The 15871-nt window shown below is 45.5% G+C and carries 18 protein-coding genes; 2 read left to right on the plus strand and 16 right to left on the minus strand.

Going from position 1 to position 15871, the window contains the following annotated elements; genetic code table 11:
* Positions 1-108 precede the first annotated feature (108 nt).
* The 13 genes from fliR to fliF form a co-directional block, all read right to left on the minus strand.
* Positions 109-891 (minus strand): flagellar biosynthetic protein FliR, encoded by a 783-nt coding sequence (gene fliR / locus LGZ99_RS19510; protein WP_021324078.1) that lies wholly within the window; start codon positions 889-891, stop codon positions 109-111.
* Positions 892-893: 2 nt separating this feature from the next.
* A complete protein-coding gene (fliQ, locus tag LGZ99_RS19515; protein WP_036839674.1) occupies positions 894-1163 on the minus strand; it encodes a flagellar biosynthesis protein FliQ in 270 nt (89 codons plus the stop codon).
* 20 nt (positions 1164-1183) lie between these two features.
* On the minus strand, positions 1184-1900 hold the full coding sequence (gene fliP / locus LGZ99_RS19520) for a flagellar type III secretion system pore protein FliP (protein WP_200875295.1): 717 nt from the start codon (positions 1898-1900) through the stop codon (positions 1184-1186).
* Between the two features lie 49 nt (positions 1901-1949).
* Positions 1950-2402 (minus strand): flagellar biosynthetic protein FliO, encoded by a 453-nt coding sequence (gene fliO / locus LGZ99_RS19525; protein ID WP_036839678.1) that lies wholly within the window; start codon positions 2400-2402, stop codon positions 1950-1952.
* Between the two features lies 1 nt (position 2403).
* Positions 2404-2823 carry a flagellar motor switch protein FliN gene (gene fliN / locus LGZ99_RS19530; protein WP_021324075.1) on the minus strand — a complete coding sequence of 140 codons (420 nt, stop codon included), beginning with the start codon at positions 2821-2823 and terminating at the stop codon, positions 2404-2406.
* Entirely contained in the window at positions 2816-3820 is a 1005-nt protein-coding gene (fliM, locus tag LGZ99_RS19535) for a flagellar motor switch protein FliM (RefSeq protein ID WP_036839681.1), read from the minus strand. Before fliM ends, fliN begins: the two co-directional genes overlap by 8 nt.
* A gap of 5 nt (positions 3821-3825) precedes the next feature.
* Complete coding sequence (gene fliL, locus LGZ99_RS19540; RefSeq protein ID WP_036839683.1) at positions 3826-4302, minus strand: flagellar basal body-associated protein FliL; 477 nt, start codon at positions 4300-4302, stop codon at positions 3826-3828.
* Between the two features lie 191 nt (positions 4303-4493).
* Positions 4494-5810 carry a flagellar hook-length control protein FliK gene (locus LGZ99_RS19545; RefSeq protein WP_262979475.1) on the minus strand — a complete coding sequence of 439 codons (1317 nt, stop codon included), beginning with the start codon at positions 5808-5810 and terminating at the stop codon, positions 4494-4496.
* Positions 5810-6253, minus strand: coding sequence for a flagellar export protein FliJ (fliJ, locus tag LGZ99_RS19550; RefSeq protein ID WP_021324073.1), 444 nt, complete (start codon positions 6251-6253; stop codon positions 5810-5812). The genes LGZ99_RS19545 and fliJ overlap by 1 nt, the downstream gene beginning before the upstream one ends.
* Before the next feature lie 44 nt (positions 6254-6297).
* Entirely contained in the window at positions 6298-7662 is a 1365-nt protein-coding gene (gene fliI / locus LGZ99_RS19555) for a flagellar protein export ATPase FliI (RefSeq protein ID WP_023044783.1), read from the minus strand.
* Entirely contained in the window at positions 7662-8366 is a 705-nt protein-coding gene (fliH, locus tag LGZ99_RS19560) for a flagellar assembly protein FliH (RefSeq protein ID WP_023044784.1), read from the minus strand. Before fliH ends, fliI begins: the two co-directional genes overlap by 1 nt.
* Complete coding sequence (fliG, locus tag LGZ99_RS19565; RefSeq protein WP_023044785.1) at positions 8359-9351, minus strand: flagellar motor switch protein FliG; 993 nt, start codon at positions 9349-9351, stop codon at positions 8359-8361. The genes fliH and fliG overlap by 8 nt, the downstream gene beginning before the upstream one ends.
* Positions 9348-11051, minus strand: coding sequence for a flagellar basal-body MS-ring/collar protein FliF (gene fliF / locus LGZ99_RS19570; protein WP_036839685.1), 1704 nt, complete (start codon positions 11049-11051; stop codon positions 9348-9350). The genes fliG and fliF overlap by 4 nt, the downstream gene beginning before the upstream one ends.
* Before the next feature lie 284 nt (positions 11052-11335).
* On the opposite strand from fliF, the gene fliE reads away from it, so the two are divergent.
* Positions 11336-11647, plus strand: coding sequence for a flagellar hook-basal body complex protein FliE (fliE, locus tag LGZ99_RS19575; RefSeq protein WP_023044786.1), 312 nt, complete (start codon positions 11336-11338; stop codon positions 11645-11647).
* A 583-nt stretch (positions 11648-12230) separates the two neighbouring features.
* On the plus strand, positions 12231-12968 hold the full coding sequence (locus tag LGZ99_RS19580; protein ID WP_036839687.1) for a DUF2829 domain-containing protein: 738 nt from the start codon (positions 12231-12233) through the stop codon (positions 12966-12968).
* 422 nt (positions 12969-13390) lie between these two features.
* On the opposite strand, the gene fliT is transcribed toward LGZ99_RS19580, so the two are convergent.
* From fliT to fliD, 3 genes are read right to left on the minus strand one after another with little or no spacing between them, the layout of a single operon-like run.
* Complete coding sequence (fliT, locus tag LGZ99_RS19585; protein ID WP_021324067.1) at positions 13391-13765, minus strand: flagella biosynthesis regulatory protein FliT; 375 nt, start codon at positions 13763-13765, stop codon at positions 13391-13393.
* Positions 13765-14175, minus strand: coding sequence for a flagellar export chaperone FliS (fliS, locus tag LGZ99_RS19590; protein WP_021324066.1), 411 nt, complete (start codon positions 14173-14175; stop codon positions 13765-13767). The genes fliT and fliS overlap by 1 nt, the downstream gene beginning before the upstream one ends.
* Before the next feature lie 12 nt (positions 14176-14187).
* The gene (gene fliD, locus LGZ99_RS19595; protein ID WP_262979476.1) at positions 14188-15609 is read right to left on the minus strand and encodes a flagellar filament capping protein FliD; all 1422 of its coding nucleotides are present in this window, start codon (positions 15607-15609) and stop codon (positions 14188-14190) included.
* Positions 15610-15871: the final 262 nt, after the last annotated feature.

Raw genomic sequence — 15871 nt, forward strand, 5'->3', positions numbered from 1 at the left:
CTTTTCTCTTATGTATTGATAAAATTTTACAGCATTAAATAATATGATTTATACAGTATATAATACTTATGGGTTTTTCAGTTCGATTTTGGTTTGAAAAAAACATCTTTAAATAACCATTCCACTAATAATTACCGCCAGCCGATTAAACAATTCACTGAACATACGCTCAGAAAATGGCGCCAGCATGGGGATTAAAAGTGTCAGTACTAGGATACCGGTAGTGAGCGTTAGCGGAAAACCGACCACAAAGATGGAGAGTTGTGGTGTCATACGGTTTAAGATCCCCAATGAGAAATTTAGCGTTAATAGTAGGGTGATTAATGGCAAAGCCAGCATCATGCCGTTGATAAATATCATGCTGGCGCTTTGTGCCAAGAGCCAAAATCCTTGCGCACTAAGCTGCAATGGTTGTACCGGTATAACCTGGAATGTATCCGCCAGAACGGATAATAGCCAAAGATGACCGTCAAAAGCCAAAAATAGCAGTAAAGTCAGTAGGTTAAAGATACGCGCTAGAATGGGCATATTGGGGCCGCCGGAGGGATCAAAAAAGGTGGCGAATGAAAGCCCCATTTGTAAGCCAATGATTTCACCAGCATGACGCACCGCGGCAAAGGCAATTTGCATGGTAAGGCCAAGTGACGCGCCAATCAGGATTTGCTGGACCATTACCCAAAATCCGGCAACAGAGAAAATAGGCACTTGCGCGGGTTGCAGGTTTGGCATTAAGAGCAGCGTTACCATCACTGCCAATCCAATCCGAACTTTCTTGGGGGCCTGTTTTTCACTGAATAATGGCGCGGTACTGAACAGCGCAAGGACCCGGACCAGCGGCCAGAAAAATTCACTGATAAACTGAATCAGCATTTCACTGTTAAAAGAGATCATAATCAGCCGATTATCACGGGTATGTTGCTGTAGAGTTCACGCATGTAGTCCAGAAATAGATTCAGCATCCAGGGACCGGCGATAACTGTAGTGACAAATACCGCTAGAATTTTGGGGATAAATGACAGCGTCATTTCGTTAACCTGTGTCGCGGCTTGTAATAAACTGACAATTAAACCGCATAATAAAGCAGATAAAAGCAGCGGCGCAGCCAGCGCCAGTGCGACTTTCATTGCTTCTGTTCCCAATGCCATTACCGATTCAGGAGTCATAATGTTTGTCTCTTTTCAGGTCAACCGTAGAAACTTTGTGCCAAAGAACCCAGCAATAATTGCCAGCCATCAACCAATACAAACAACATAAGTTTAAAGGGCAACGAGATTGTCGCGGGTGGCACCATCATCATCCCCAGCGCCATTAAAACACTGGCGACGACCAGGTCAATAATCAGAAATGGGATGAATAGGGTAAAACCAATCTGGAATGCAGTTTTTAGCTCACTGGTAATAAATGCCGGCATCAGTACCCGCATAGGAACTGAGTCTGCGGTTTCAAAAGGAGGCTGGTCAGCAAGACGGGCAAACAACGCTAAATCGTTTTCCCTTGTTTGACGTAACATAAATTGCCGTAATGGCTTGGCGCCATTTTCTAAAGCGGTTTCCAGGCTGATTTTATCTTCACTGAAAGGCAGATAAGCATCCTGATAAACTTTATCGAAAACCGGCGACATAATAAAAAAGGTCATAAATAGCGTCAGCCCCAGTAAAACCTGATTGGGCGGAGCCGATGGGGTGCCTAACGCATTACGCAGTAAACCCAGCACAATAATAATGCGGGTAAAACTGGTCATCATGAGTAAAGCCGCGGGAATAAAACCCAGCGCGGTAATAAAAACTAAAGTCTGAACTGGTAGTGACCAGTTTTGTCCGCCGTTTGCCAGCGGCTGGCTGATAATGCCCGGCAGCTGTGCCGCGACATCCATTGGTAAAGTCAGCGCAGTGAGTGCCATTGCCAGGCGGCATGATAATGGGAATTTACTGCTCGTCATAAAGAAAGAACTACTTTTTTTCATCGGCCTTGCCTTGTCGCATCAGGGTATTTTTTAGAATCTGACCAAACAGTGCCGGTTTTATGGGTTGTCCTTCGGGGTTATCACCGCTGGATTCAGGTATTGGCATCTGATGTAACAAATTAATCTGCTGGGCGGTAACACCTAATACTAACCAGTCATTTTCAACCTCCACAATGACAACACGTTCACGTTGTCCAAGTGAGCAACTGGCTTTGATACTCAGTTGTTGCTGTGTTTTTCCTTTGCCGGAAACCAGCCCCATACGGCGTATCAACCAGGTGAGGGTGAAAATTAACAGTAAAACACCGGCTAATGCGCTGCTGATCTGTATCAGTGTCTGACCTGCGGAAAGCGGCGCGGCAGTGGCGACCTGCGTAACCGCCTGGGTTTGCGCGACAGGTTCTGCCGCGCCATGATGAAGAGAAGGCTGGAAAGCCATATTAGCGACTCAGTCGACGCATACGTTCGGAAGGGGTGATGATATCGGTGATACGGATGCCGTATTTATCCGATACAACCACAACTTCACCCTGCGCAATCAGGTATCCGTTGATTAAAATATCCAACGGTTCCCCGGCAAGGCCATCAAGAGAGACGACGGAGCCTTGAGATAATCTCAGCAGCTGTTTGATCGTCATTTTTGTCCGGCCCAGTTCGACGGATAATTTGACCGGAATATCCAGAATCAGGTCGATATCCGATAAATGAGCCAGTGCATCCTGAGGCTCCAGAGATTCAAATATTGCCGCGCTGCTGTCAGAGGTTTGTTGTTGCGCGGCCTGTTGTTCCAGAGCTTCTGCCCACATATCTTCGGCAGATCCGGTTGAAGCGGTATCTGTGGGTTGTTTAGCGTCACTCATTGGGCTGTTCCTCATCCAGAGCATTTAAAACAGGGTTAATAAGATGTTCGACACGCAGGGCGTATTGCCCGTTTAATGTTCCGTATTGACTGGTGAGCACCGGCACACCATCGACGTGAACGATCAAGCGTTCGGGTTTATCAATCGGTAATATATCGCCCGGCTGAAGTTGCAGAATTTTTGACAGCCTCAGCGGGATATCAACAAAGTTGGCGACCAGCTCCAGTTCTGAATGCTGAACCTGTTTTACCAGGCTTTCCCGCCACAGGCTGTCTTCCTGCCGGACATTCTCCAACGGTGGATTGGTCAGGCGTTCCCGCAGTGGTTCGATCATGGCGAATGGAATACAGATGTTAAATTCACCACTCAACGCGCCAATTTCTACCTGAAATGGTGTTGTAACCACAATATCGTTCGGTGATGTGGTGATGTTGGTGAATTTCACCTGCATTTCAGAGCGTATATATTCCACTTCGATTTTGAAAATGGAATCCCAGGCATCACGGTAGGAATCCAGCGCCATACGTAACATCCGGTTAATCACCCGTTGTTCCGTATTGGTGAATTCACGGCCTTCCACTTTGGTCGGGAAACGTCCATCACCACCAAACAGGTTATCTACCGCGATGTAAACCAAGCTGGGGGCAAATGCAAACAGTGCGGTTCCTCTCAACGGTTTCAGGTGAACAAGGTTAAGATTGGTCGGCACCGCCAGGTTACGGGCGAATTCATGATAGGGCTGAATTTTTATTGCTCCGACAGTAATATCAGGACTACGGCGGAGCATGTTGAACAACCCCATCCTGAAATGACGGGCAAAACGTTCGTTAATAATTTCCAGTGCTTGCAGACGTTCCCGAACAACACGGCGTTGGGTATTGGGATCGTAAGGGCGAACCTCGTTTTCCCCAGACGCGGTGTTTTCTGCGTCGTCACTGGCACTGTCGCCATTGAGCAGAGCATCAATCTCGGCTTGTGAAAGAATATTGTCACTCATGGTGATTATCGCAGAATAAACGTGGTAAACAGCACATCGGTGATGACCTGATCCGGCTCACCTGGTACCAATGTTGGGCGCAGCGTTTGCTTGATATCGGTCATCAGACGCAGTTTGCCGCTGTCATGAGCCAGATCAGCTGATTTCTGGCGTGATAGTAATAACAACATACGGCTACGAACTTCCGGCAGATACTCATGGAAGCGCTGGCGGGTTTTTTCGTCGACTAAACGTAGCGTCACGCCGATGTAGAGCACACGGTCAAAGTGATCTTCATTGTCGATCAGATTAACGGTAAAAGGCTCCAGAGTCATAAATACAGGGACTTTTATGGTTCGGGATGCCGTAGAATCACTCTTTTCTGCCTGCTTAAGTGTCCACCAACTGTATCCTCCGATGGCGGCACCGATAACGGCAACCAGTACTAACAGTATCATCCAAAATGGATTTTTGCGTTTACGCTCGTAGCTATAGTCAGACATGGACAGACAAGTTCCTGTTTTCGTTGCGGACAAGTGTCCACTCATTCCGTGGCGGACCTGCTTATCCATCAATATCGATAATAATTATCCCGCGTATTTCCGCTGGCAATAGCCGGAACAAACGGGGAAAAAACCACTAACTCATTCGTTTGTTGTGAGTCTTGTTTACTACGGATAAATACCTTCCATGATCAGGCGAAAATATCCACACCTCCGCGGACTGATGCCAGTTGGTGAGGTGTTAAACGTATTGTGGATTCAGTAGTCGAATGGTTTTCTGGTGTGGCGTTAGTGTCATGACCGCCAGTTCCGCCTGAATTTTGTGAACTGGAACGTTGTTCTTGTTGCCACGGGCTGGCGTTGTCGCTGCTGACATTGCTTTGGGTAAGTTGAATTCCACTTTCTGCCAATGCATGACGAAGCCCGGGTAACGCAGCTTCCAGGGCTGCCCGAACATGACTGTGAGCAGATGCCAGATGTAATTGCGCCTGATTGTCTTCAACAGACATACGAATTTGTAATGCACCCAGCTCTTGTGGATGCAGGCGCAGCTCTGCCTGTTGCAGGCCGTTGCGGTTGAACAAGATGATCTGTTGGTTTAATTGTTGCTGCCACTCTTCACTACCCAACTGCGCATTCAGCAAAGGCGTGGAGGCGCTGGATAACTGAAACTGGGCTGTCTGATTATGCCCGGCGGAAAGCAGAGGTGATGCGGCTACTGAGGGCGCTTGCCCGGCTTGCTGATGCTCGGTTGCCACGGTCGTGGGCTGAATTTCAGCCTGAATGGGGGGCGGGTTCAGTGCCGGTTCACGTGAATAGCGTTGAGTTGCACTTTCATGCTGAATAGCGACGGTGGGGATCTTTGGTTTTACCTGAGAATTCTGTACTAATCCGTTTTCAGGTTTTGTTTTAAAAAGATTGTCAAAACTTTCCGTTTTTTCTTCATGTTTTGGTTGTTCCGGCATATCCGTCAGAATATTTTTCTCTGTCGGCAATTCTGTCATCACCCATTCTTTAGCGATAATCGGACGGTTTTTATCACTATTTTCATCACTGTTTTTATCACTATGTTTAATCAGTTCGGTTGGTTGTGGATTATCTTGCTGATTTTCTGATCTGATGGTTAATTTGGACAATTGTACGGGTAAACTTGCCGCCAATTCTTCTGCTGACATGAGCTTTTCGTCAACAGGAGCCGGTTGTTTGTCTGTCTCTGCTTTTACATTCAGAGGAATCAGTGAGGGGGTGATAGACTCCGCTGGAATTTCATTTGAGACAGATGATACAGATAATAATGGCGATAAACCGATGTCTGTTTCATCTGCGGTCTCTTTTCCTTCTTTGGATGAAACTTTCCCCGGTTTGACCATACCTTTCTGTGCCGGCTCGGTTTCCAGATTAAGAAACTGAGCAAAGACAGAAGGTTGATCGGCGTCAGTGAGTAAATCACTGCGTGTTTGCTGATTTTCTGCCGGTTTCAGATCAGCAGGCAAAAGAGTGATATTCATTATCCATTTCTCCGTTGTGCACTACGTTGGGCATACTCATCCATCTGTTTTTGCTCCGTTCTGTTCTGTTGTAATCTTCGGTTGTTATCTGCCCGCTGTTGCAAAGTGTCAAAGGCATTGAGACGTTGTTGTTTTTCCTGCCACTGTGATAAAGCGGTTTCAAGCCGCTGTTGCCATTGATTGAGCTGCAATTTGTGCTGTTCAATCGCCTTTTCCAGCGTTTTCATGAATTGCTGGTAGTTTTGCCAGGTCGTACACGGCATACCGTTACTGAGCGTGTCGTTCAGGCGCAGCCGGTATTCATCCTGATAGCCCATCAGCGTTGCAAGTTGTTGCTCCATTTGTTGATGGTTCTGACGAACTTGTGCAAGGTGAGTGGCGGCTTTCTCCACCGCATTTTGTGCAAGTTCACGCAAGGTCATGAGAGGTGATTGTTGCTGCATCTTATTCCTCGCTTTTTAATGGCAACATACAGAAAATCGTTACGTTATATAGGTAACAACTGTTGCAGTTGAGTACAGGCCGCTTCATATTCACTACGTTCTTCAATATCTTGGAGTAAAAATTGTGCCATGTAGGGATAAAGTTCAATCGCCTTGTCCAATAGCGGATCATTGCCCGCAGCATAGGCACCGACGTTAATCAGATCACGGTTACGCTGATAGCTTGCGAGCAGTTGTTTAAACTGCTGTACCCGCCGATAGTGCTGTTTATCAATTAATGATGTCATGGCGCGGCTGATAGAGGCTTCAATATCAATTGCCGGGTAGTGTCCTGATTCCGCGAGAGAGCGGGAGAGCACGATGTGACCATCCAGAATGGCCCTGGCAGCATCGGCTATTGGGTCTTGCTGATCATCACCTTCGGTCAGTACAGTGTAGAACGCGGTAATCGAGCCACCGCCGTTCACGCCGTTTCCTGCTCGTTCCACCAGTGCCGGCAGTTTGGCGAAAACCGAGGGTGGATAACCTTTGGTCGCCGGTGGCTCGCCAATGGCCAAGGCAATTTCACGTTGAGCCATACTGTAGCGGGTCAATGAATCCATAATCAGTAATACATGCTTACCCCGGTCACGAAAATCTTCGGCGATACGGGTCGCGTAGGAGGCGCCTTGCATACGCAATAAAGGTGAGATATCGGCAGGCGCGGCGACAACCACTGAGCGGGTTAAACCGGCTGTACCAAGGATGTTTTCAATAAAGTCTTTAACTTCGCGGCCACGTTCACCGATCAAGCCAACGACAATCACATCTGCCTGTGTATAGCGCGCCATCATGCCAAGAAGAACACTTTTACCCACCCCAGAACCGGCAAACAACCCCATCCGCTGGCCGCGTCCTACCGTGAGTAAGGCGTTAATCGCCCGTACTCCCACGTCCAATACGTCACTGATCGGCGTGCGTTGCAGAGGATTGATTGGCGGTGTGGTGAGTGGGGCGCGATAGCCGGTATCTGGCGACGGCAAGCCATCCAGTGGGCGGCCAGCGCCATCTAAAACCCGTCCTAATAGTTCCGGGCCAAGAGGCAGCTGGCGTCCACTACCGCAATCTTCACTGTACGGGCGGGCATAAACACGGGCGCCAGGTACAATACCTTCCAAATCTTCAAGTGGCATCAGTAGAAGTTTTTCGCCATTAAAACCAACGACTTCACTTTCAACCTCTTCAATATTGCCGCCATTTTGCCGTTCAATCAGACAGGTTGCGCCCAGAGGCAGATGTAAGCCCGTTGCCTCCATGACCAGACCTGTCGCTCTGGTCAGACGGCCATAACGACGAACCGGCGAAGTCTTCGCTAATTTCTGTTCAAAAGCATCCAGTGTCGCCAGCCAGCGTCCGAGTCTTGCCGTCATTACAATTCTCCCGGTGCTGCCAGCCGGCATAATTCATGCCAGCGGGTTGCCAGGCTGGCATCCAAATCGCCTTCATCTGCACTGATTTTGCAACCACCAGGATGCAGTTTGTTATCTGCCAGTAAACGCCAGCCGTGGAGTGAAAGCGTGGTGCCCAATTGCTGTTCAACCATGGGAATATCCTGTGGGTGAACCCGAAGTTGCGGTTTACCACTGAACATCGGTTCTTGCTGGATAAATTCACGGATCTGATTGAGCAGGGCGGTACCATCGCAAATCGCGGGTTGTCCGAGGATCTGTTTCGCGGCTGTCAGCGATAGCTGCATTAGGCGGGATGCGATAATGGTATCGAGCCCTTCAAGTGAATGGCGGAAATCAGCCAGCATATTTTGCCACTGCTCTGTGATAGGTTGCTGTTGCTGACTGGCATCCTTTAATCCCTGTTCCAGACCGGCTTCTAAGCCGGATTGGTATCCTTTTTCATAACCTTGCGCCTGGCCTTCGGCAAATCCTTGTTCATGGCCTGCCTGCCGGGCCTGTTCTTTCAGGTTATCCAGCATTGCCGCCTGTTCAAGGATTTCATCACGCCCGGAAGTTTCCAGTGAGTCATCAGTAGGCTCTGGTTTAACACACAGTTTTTCCCACTGTGTGAGTTCATTGGGTTTCCAGGGTTGCCAGCCAGCATTGTTCAACTTATCAGACATAGCTATCGTCGCCACCGTTCAGGATAATCTCGCCGCTTTCTGCCAGACGACGAACAATAAGCAGAATGGCTTTCTGTTCGTTTTCCACCTGAGACATACGCACCGGACCACGGTTTGCCAGGTCATCGCGCATAATCTCTGCGGCACGCTGAGACATATTGTTGAGGAAGTGATCGCGTAGTTGCTGGTTGCAGCCTTTCAGTGCAATAAGCAGGGAATCGGTGGTGATTTCCTGCAACAGGCGCTGGATACTGCGGTCATCCACATCGACAAGGTTTTCGAACAGGAACATTTCATCGATGATTTTTTGTGCCAGTTCGTTATCGTAGGCGCGCATGGCTTCGATAACATTCTCTTCCTGTTGACTTTTCATCAGGTTAATAATTTCAGCGGCGGTACGAATACCGCCCATCTTGCTGCGCTTGAGGTTCTGACCATCTAACAGGTTATTAAGCACTTCTGTTAGTTCAGCCAGCGCAGCTGGTTGTACGCCACCGAAAGTGGCGATACGCAGCATGATGTCGTTACGCAGCTTGTCATCAAACAGTGCAAGAATATCAGCTGCTTGTCCACGATTCAGGTGAACCAAAATGGTGGCGATAATCTGTGGATGTTCCTCACGGATCATATCGGCTGCCATTTGTGGCTCCATGAAGTTGAGGGTCTCCATACCGGTAGTGGTTTCACGGGATTCGAGAATATCCTCAAGCAGGCTGGAAGCGCGTTCTTCACCCAGCGCTTTGATTAACACCGAACGCAGATAGTCACTGGCATTGATACTCAGTGCTGCATATTGGCCGGAATCTTCTTCAAACTCAGCCAATACATCGACCAGTTGCTGGTTGGAAACCTGACGCATACCGGCCATGGTGATACTGAGTTGCTGGACTTCCCTGGAGTTCAGGTGTTTAAACACCTCGGCCGCCTGATCTTCTCCCAGGGTCATCAACATGACGGCGCTTTTTTCTGTTCCGTTCAGGCTCATTGTTCGTTACTCATCCATTGACGGATCACCAGCGCCACGACGCGAGGATCTTTTTCTGCCAATTCGCGGATACGTTGGCTTTGAATTTCGGCACTGACCCGTTGACGTGTCAGTTTCTGGCGGGTTCTTTCATCCATTTCTGCGCTGGATTCAGTCATTTGTCTTTTCTGAACTTTCTGTGCGTCAAGCGCGGTTTTTTCTGCGGCACGTTTTTTGGCGAGTTGCGGAACCACCATTTTACGCCACAACAGCCATGCCACCAGAATCAATAGCAGGTAGCGGCCAAAATCGAAGGCTTTTTCCAGCAGAATAGGGTTCTGCCATACCGGAATCACTTCGATATTTTCTTTGCTTTCAGTAAACGGTGTATTAACCACATTTAAACTGTCGCCACGTTCTTTGGAAAAGCCCATCGCTTCTCTGGTCAGCGCTTCTATTTTCGCCAGTTGTTCCGGTGTCAGCGCCTGAGTTTCCGGGCCATTTTTGCCATCGACAGTGACATAATTGACAACAACGGCTACCGATAAGCGTTCAACACCACCGGCTTGTTGTTGCACATGGCGAATAGTCCGGTCCACTTCATAGTTTGTGGTTTCGTCACGGCGGTTATTGCGATTATTGTTCACCATGCGCTCGTTATTGTTGCCGGCGGATGATGTTTTCTTATCGCTCTTGTCGTTTTTATTGCTCTCTTTGGTATTCGGCTTATCAATCGGCGCACTTGGTGGAGGGCTGGGTTGATTGGAAAGCGCACCAGGAATGCCACCAACCAGAGAACCACCACTTTGCTCGCTTTCACTTAACTGTTTTGAGCGAACCGCCGCCTGATTAGGTGGCTGATTAGGTTTATATTCCTCTGCGGTCTCTTCACGGCGGGAAAAATCCACCTGGGCAGTCACTTGTGTGTGAACATTGCCACGACCGACAACCGGGGTCAGAATAGCTTCAATACGATGCTGGAAGCGATTTTCCACTTCCTGAATGTATTTTAACTGACTGGTGTTCAGATCACGTCCGGTAGCATCGGCTTGTGTCAGAAGACGTCCGGTCTGATCAACAATGGTGACATTGCCCGGAGGTAAGCCAGCGACACTGCTGGAAACCATATGGACAATGGCGTTAATTTGGCCTTCATCCAGTGAACGGCCTTGCAGTAACCCGACGGTAACCGATGCTGAAGGCGACTTCTGTTCGCGGACAAACAGGGAAGGTTTGGGTAACGCCAGGTGAACACGGGCATTCTGCACCGGTCCTAGTGATTCAATGGTCCGTGATAACTCACCTTCCAATGCTCTTTGGTAGTTAACCTGTTCACTGAACTGGCTGATACCAAATTTCTCTTTATCAAGCAGCTCAAATCCAGCGGCACCACCTTTAGGCAATCCTTGTTGTGCCAGCCTTAGCCGTGTCTCATGGACCTGCTCGGCAGGGATCATGATCGCAGAGCCGTTTTCGGCAAAACGGAAGGGAATATTTAATTGGGTTAGTTGCGTGACAATATCGCCACCGTCTTTATCGCTCAAATTACTGTAGAGCACCCGGTAATCGGGGCTGCGTAACCACAGGAAAAGGGCAATGACAATCGCGACGGCTGCGCTGCCTGCAACTAATAATGGTACTTTAGGATCAGCTTTTATCCGGTTAATGATAGCACTGAAACCGTTAGTTTGATTTTCAACGTCGGTTGTTGCGGCACTCATAGACGATCCTTGCCTTGCTGTTCAACATGAATACTAAAAGCGTGGCGTAACAAAACAGACTCCCCATACGCAAGCGAAAAAATTTTTCCTATTTTCAGTCTTGTCATTATTCGCTGTTTACTCATCTTTTAATGGCACAATAAGCCCTGACTTTTTACGTTAATTACCCGCTTTAGATTGAGGGGGCTATGTTAGGGTGGCAGCGTGAAAATATGCCGTATAAGTCTTGGGTTAATATGGCATTGAATTGTGTAAGGTATAGGGTGGTTTAACACGAGGTTTTTATGTCAATTCAGGCAATTGAAGGGGTACTGCAACAGATGCAGGCTCAGGCATTACAGGCAGCAAGTATCGCAAAACCCATGCCGTTGCAGGGAGGATTTGCCAGTCAACTGACGGCGGCTGTTGGTAAAATTAATCAGACACGTTTGCATGCTACGAAACAAACTCAGGATTTTACCTTGGGTGTACCGGGTATTGAGCTGAATGATGTGATGGTGGATATGCAAAAATCCAGTATCGCTTTGCAAATGGGCGTTCAGGTAAGAAATAAGCTGGTGGCTTCTTATCAGGAAATTATGAGTATGCAGGTGTAGGTATATTAAGCTATTGATGTCTATAGTTTAAGACAGATCGCGAGTGTCGTGGATAAATTCCGCGGCGCTGCAAACAGGATATTCCATCGGTTTTATTTCTGGTCTTTTGTGTTGTGAGGCAATCCATAGCTCATACTGAGATTGCATTTCTGTCCACATTTCAGCACGCCCATTTTGTTATTCCTCAGTGATAATCTTGATCGTTGACGAGAATAACATCTTCACTTTCAAATCTAAATGTTAATCGTTAATTGCTATTGACCGATATAGCCCAGTGACCTTTAAATCAGTTGAATATTTGTTATCGTTAGCGATTTAATTAAATGTTGTAGAAGAAGGTCAAGATAATATCTGGTGGTTTAGAATAATAATTCTCAACTCCAATTTTTGAGAGTAATATTAACTTATTGATAAGTATCAAAAAACGATAAGGGGAATAAGCAGAATATCCTGTTATAATTTAATCTTGATTTTTTGCTTTGGTTCCATCTAATTCACCAAAATTTACTGAGTGTTTAATAATAGATTGAAAGTTAAATCATGTGATTTAATTTTTAATTATTTATAGATATAAGGAGATAATATGTCTGAAGTTATGAAGCCTGAAAAGGAATGTCCGTTTGATCCTAAGCAATATGAATGTCACGGTGTTATCGCTCCGGTCGGTTCTTTTTCTTGGGCTTTGATTCAATTAAAACTACGCAAACTTGTTGCTCGTTCTGTTTGGAGTGATAAAAAGATGTATTTGGCTATTACTCCTCGTGTAAATGATTTAACCGTTGAGAAAGATAGTGCTTATGCGGTTGATGGTGTAGCCGTTGGCACTAAATATGATTACTTGACGCATATCGATCTGCGTAATGAGCACGGCAATTTTGTACCGTGGCAGCCAACGCAAGAAGATATGATGGCTTGTGATTGGGAATTGAAAGCTAATATCCCTGATTACACAATAGTTATTGATGTAACTCCATATGAAGTAAGTAAAGATAGTCTATGGGGAGGAAATACTTCTGAAACATTAGTTGTAATTGAAAGTAATATAGATAATAGTTCAATCACTAGTATTTATTGGTCTGCTAGAGAAAATGGACTTCCTATAAATTTAACTTTAAGAGACTATGATCTTCTAAAGGATCTTGTAGGTAAAAGGCTAACAATTACTGTAGATGGTATAAAGTATGAACTTGGATATCGCACTGAAAGATCAGATGAACCTATTTATATCCCGTGGTATCAAGGCACCGAAGCTGAGAAAGTAGGTAATCTGTTAAAACAAATAGGTAAAACCTTCCGTTTCTACTGTAATTGGCATGATTAATTTATATAGCTAATTTTTTTCAACCTTGGCAAATGCTCTGTCTCTTAGTCAGATCTCTGGTTAAGAGACAGGCAACTGAGGGGATTTTTCGTATGTATCAGTAGTAAATCACAGAGCTACATATAACAGTTTATTAATACCCATTGGTCAATGATGGGAATAGGATATGAAAATTAAGGAAATCTTGATTTGTAGGCTGGGATACTACAAGGTCTTAAAGATGCTGGGCCTCATTTTCGTCAGAAATGTAAAATACTTTTCATTAATGTATAAGATATTGAAAATGAAAAGCAGAACACTATTTCATTACCAAGATTTTTTTATCTATTTCTTATAATTTGAATTGAAATCAATACGTTCTAAACCAAGCTCACAAAATGAGTAAATAATGGTGATGAAGATACATCACCTTTATTTCTCAATTACTTCTGTTCCGTAGAGCTCATAAGGGTATGATAGGGTTCAGCAGGGAATTGACCGTAACTATCATTTAATAACTGCTGTCGGCCTGCTTGTTTGATGAGTTTGCTGAGTTCATCAAGTCTTCTCTGTAACAGTTCTTTTATCTCATGTTCATTATCTAAGATTGTCTGCAAAATGTTGGTCATTTTTTGTTGTAACGAAAGAGAGGTGACAGATGATATTGAAGATTGGCTGATCACTTCTACTGCTTTGAGGTAGGTGATTTCCATATCAACAAGCTCATCCCATTTTTCGTTTTTAGCTAAATTAAGCATCTGCTCACTTAAACTTAGGATCCGTTGGTAAGCTGACAAAAGATCCATTTCATTATCCATTAAACAATATCCTGACTGGCGTTGTAATGAGGGCCAATTTGCCGCCAAGCTTCTGAAATCTCGGTGAGTAACTTTATAACTTCGGTAATGGCTGGCTCATCATTGCGTAAATTAGCGTGGAGTAAACGTTGGGTCATATAGTCGTAAAGGGAAGCAAGATTGTGTGCCAGCTCTCCACCTTTCTCGTTATCTAACCCCTGTTTGAGGCCATTATCAATGATATTGATCGCTTTGGAAATAGCTGCGCCTTTTTCCGCGATATTACCTTGCTCCATCAGAATAATTGCCCGACGCAGGGCGCTAAGCGCCCCGTTGAACAAAATCTGAATCAACTGATAGGGGGAAGCATTCATAATTTCGCTTTCCACATCTATCTGGGCATATAATTGACTTGCCGAACGTTGATACATAATTTCCTTTAATTATCTCATCTGTTGTAATAGGAAGTTACTGGTCTGTTTTAAGGAAGAGACCATCTTATCCAGTTGTGAAAATTGGTGCTTATAACGTTCAATCGTTTCGTTAATGTTGCTTTGTGTTCTGTCCACTTGTTTTTCAAGTGTTTTCAGACGCTTATTAATGCCGTTAGTCGCGGTGACTAATGTACCTTCATGGCTATCCAAGGCGCCTTTTAATAGTTTATGTGTCTGGGTGGCAAAACCGGTTTCTTTACCGTCGCCCATAAAGAATGCTTTCACATTAGCGGGTTTCTCTTTTAGATTTTTTTCCAGCTTTTCGTTATCAATTTCCAGTTTGCCATCAAGTTTCTGTTTAATACCCAGTTTATTCAGGGTCGAAATATCATTAGCGGCCTGAAAGCTGAAAACTTGGCTTCTCAGCTGGTTCTGTATTCCTCGTAGGGTGCTGTCACCGAGTAAAGCGCCATTATCTTTCGACGGTTCTTCACCCTGTTTTACCGGTTTAAATTTGGTCAGAGAATCAAACGTCGTTTGCAGTTCATTATAAGCATCAACCCAGTTTTTAATCGCCTCTTTCGTCGGCTCAATATCACGGGAGACCACCAGCATTTCAGGCTTATGTTCCCCCGGTTTATCTTTATCGTGGGTCGTTTTTTTCAGATCCAGCTTAACGCCTTCTGGCGCGTCAGTAATATGGTTTGTTTGACGCTCAATTGGGATGTTGTTAACTTTCAAGAGCGCATTTTTAGCTTCAACTGTTTGAGTTAACCCACCGCCATCTGTACCCGGAGTGTAGTTCAGAAACTTACCCAGTTTTTCGTCACCTTCAACCTTGATTGTCATGATTGATTTAGTGCCGGCTTTTTTAGCCGTCAAAACTAAATAGTTTTCGCCATCTTTTGCCTTAATAATACTGGCGTTGACATTACCTTCCTGTTTATTGATTGCGTCACGCAGTTCAAGGATGGAGGTTTGTGCGTCTGTCAACTTGATTTGCATTGGCTTTTTTTCGCCAGGCTGAGTGATGGTGATTGTCCGGGTTTTACCTTCGCCCAGGGGAGCACCCATTTGTGTTTTTAGATCATCGACTTTTTTTGTCTGTAATGCCTGCGCCTGCGCCAATTGTTCAACTTTAATATTGTAGTTGCCTGGGCTGGCTTTAGAGTCCGTTGTGGCAGTGAATGCCTCATGTTTTTCACTGGCGGTGGTTGTATTGAGTTTATCGAATTTTTTCAGTGATTCAGACGCAGTTTCCAGCTTTTCCAGGCTGCCTTTTAACGTACCAAAAGCTGTTAGCTTACCTTTATAACTGGTTTGTTGTTGTGTCAGTGGTTCTAAACGTTTTTGTTCTGCTGCCTGAAGTTTATCCAGTATAGAACCCAGATCCATCCCCGACCCGGCCCCTAATGAAGAAATGCTAGCCATATTGACTCCTTTATTAGTAAATCTTTGTTGAACCGGTTATCGGTAAGTTTCGAAAAAAGTTTACTAATAAAAATAATTTTTTGATGGTAAGAATAATCGTCAAGAACAGGCGCTGTTTGGCTTATAAGGGAAGTGTGATAAAAAAGAAAAAGTTTTTTCAAGAAAAATTAAAGGTTCTTTGAGGAACGCCGATAAAACTGTTGGCGGTGATGAACACCGTGGGCAAAGGCCCAAACTTATATCTGCTTGATTTAAAAAGGAA

Source organism: Photorhabdus temperata (assembly GCF_025384845.1).
In the GTDB taxonomy this organism is placed as follows: domain Bacteria; phylum Pseudomonadota; class Gammaproteobacteria; order Enterobacterales; family Enterobacteriaceae; genus Photorhabdus; species Photorhabdus temperata.

Excerpts from the sequence above, each read along its gene's own strand:
- fliR (WP_021324078.1), bottom strand. The coding sequence starts at position 891 with ATGATCTCTTTTAACAGTGAAATGCTGATTCAGTTTATCAGTGAATTT.
- fliQ (WP_036839674.1), bottom strand. The coding sequence starts at position 1,163 with ATGACTCCTGAATCGGTAATGGCATTGGGAACAGAAGCAATGAAAGTC.
- fliP (WP_200875295.1), bottom strand. The coding sequence starts at position 1,900 with ATGGCACTCACTGCGCTGACTTTACCAATGGATGTCGCGGCACAGCTG.
- fliO (WP_036839678.1), bottom strand. The coding sequence starts at position 2,402 with ATGGCTTTCCAGCCTTCTCTTCATCATGGCGCGGCAGAACCTGTCGCG.
- fliN (WP_021324075.1), bottom strand. The coding sequence starts at position 2,823 with ATGAGTGACGCTAAACAACCCACAGATACCGCTTCAACCGGATCTGCC.
- fliM (WP_036839681.1), bottom strand. The coding sequence starts at position 3,820 with ATGAGTGACAATATTCTTTCACAAGCCGAGATTGATGCTCTGCTCAAT.
- fliL (WP_036839683.1), bottom strand. The coding sequence starts at position 4,302 with ATGTCTGACTATAGCTACGAGCGTAAACGCAAAAATCCATTTTGGATG.
- LGZ99_RS19545 (WP_262979475.1), bottom strand. The coding sequence starts at position 5,810 with ATGAATATCACTCTTTTGCCTGCTGATCTGAAACCGGCAGAAAATCAG.
- fliJ (WP_021324073.1), bottom strand. The coding sequence starts at position 6,253 with ATGCAGCAACAATCACCTCTCATGACCTTGCGTGAACTTGCACAAAAT.
- fliI (WP_023044783.1), bottom strand. The coding sequence starts at position 7,662 with ATGACGGCAAGACTCGGACGCTGGCTGGCGACACTGGATGCTTTTGAA.
- fliH (WP_023044784.1), bottom strand. The coding sequence starts at position 8,366 with ATGTCTGATAAGTTGAACAATGCTGGCTGGCAACCCTGGAAACCCAAT.
- fliG (WP_023044785.1), bottom strand. The coding sequence starts at position 9,351 with ATGAGCCTGAACGGAACAGAAAAAAGCGCCGTCATGTTGATGACCCTG.
- fliF (WP_036839685.1), bottom strand. The coding sequence starts at position 11,051 with ATGAGTGCCGCAACAACCGACGTTGAAAATCAAACTAACGGTTTCAGT.
- fliE (WP_023044786.1), top strand. The coding sequence starts at position 11,336 with ATGTCAATTCAGGCAATTGAAGGGGTACTGCAACAGATGCAGGCTCAG.
- LGZ99_RS19580 (WP_036839687.1), top strand. The coding sequence starts at position 12,231 with ATGTCTGAAGTTATGAAGCCTGAAAAGGAATGTCCGTTTGATCCTAAG.
- fliT (WP_021324067.1), bottom strand. The coding sequence starts at position 13,765 with ATGGATAATGAAATGGATCTTTTGTCAGCTTACCAACGGATCCTAAGT.
- fliS (WP_021324066.1), bottom strand. The coding sequence starts at position 14,175 with ATGTATCAACGTTCGGCAAGTCAATTATATGCCCAGATAGATGTGGAA.
- fliD (WP_262979476.1), bottom strand. The coding sequence starts at position 15,609 with ATGGCTAGCATTTCTTCATTAGGGGCCGGGTCGGGGATGGATCTGGGT.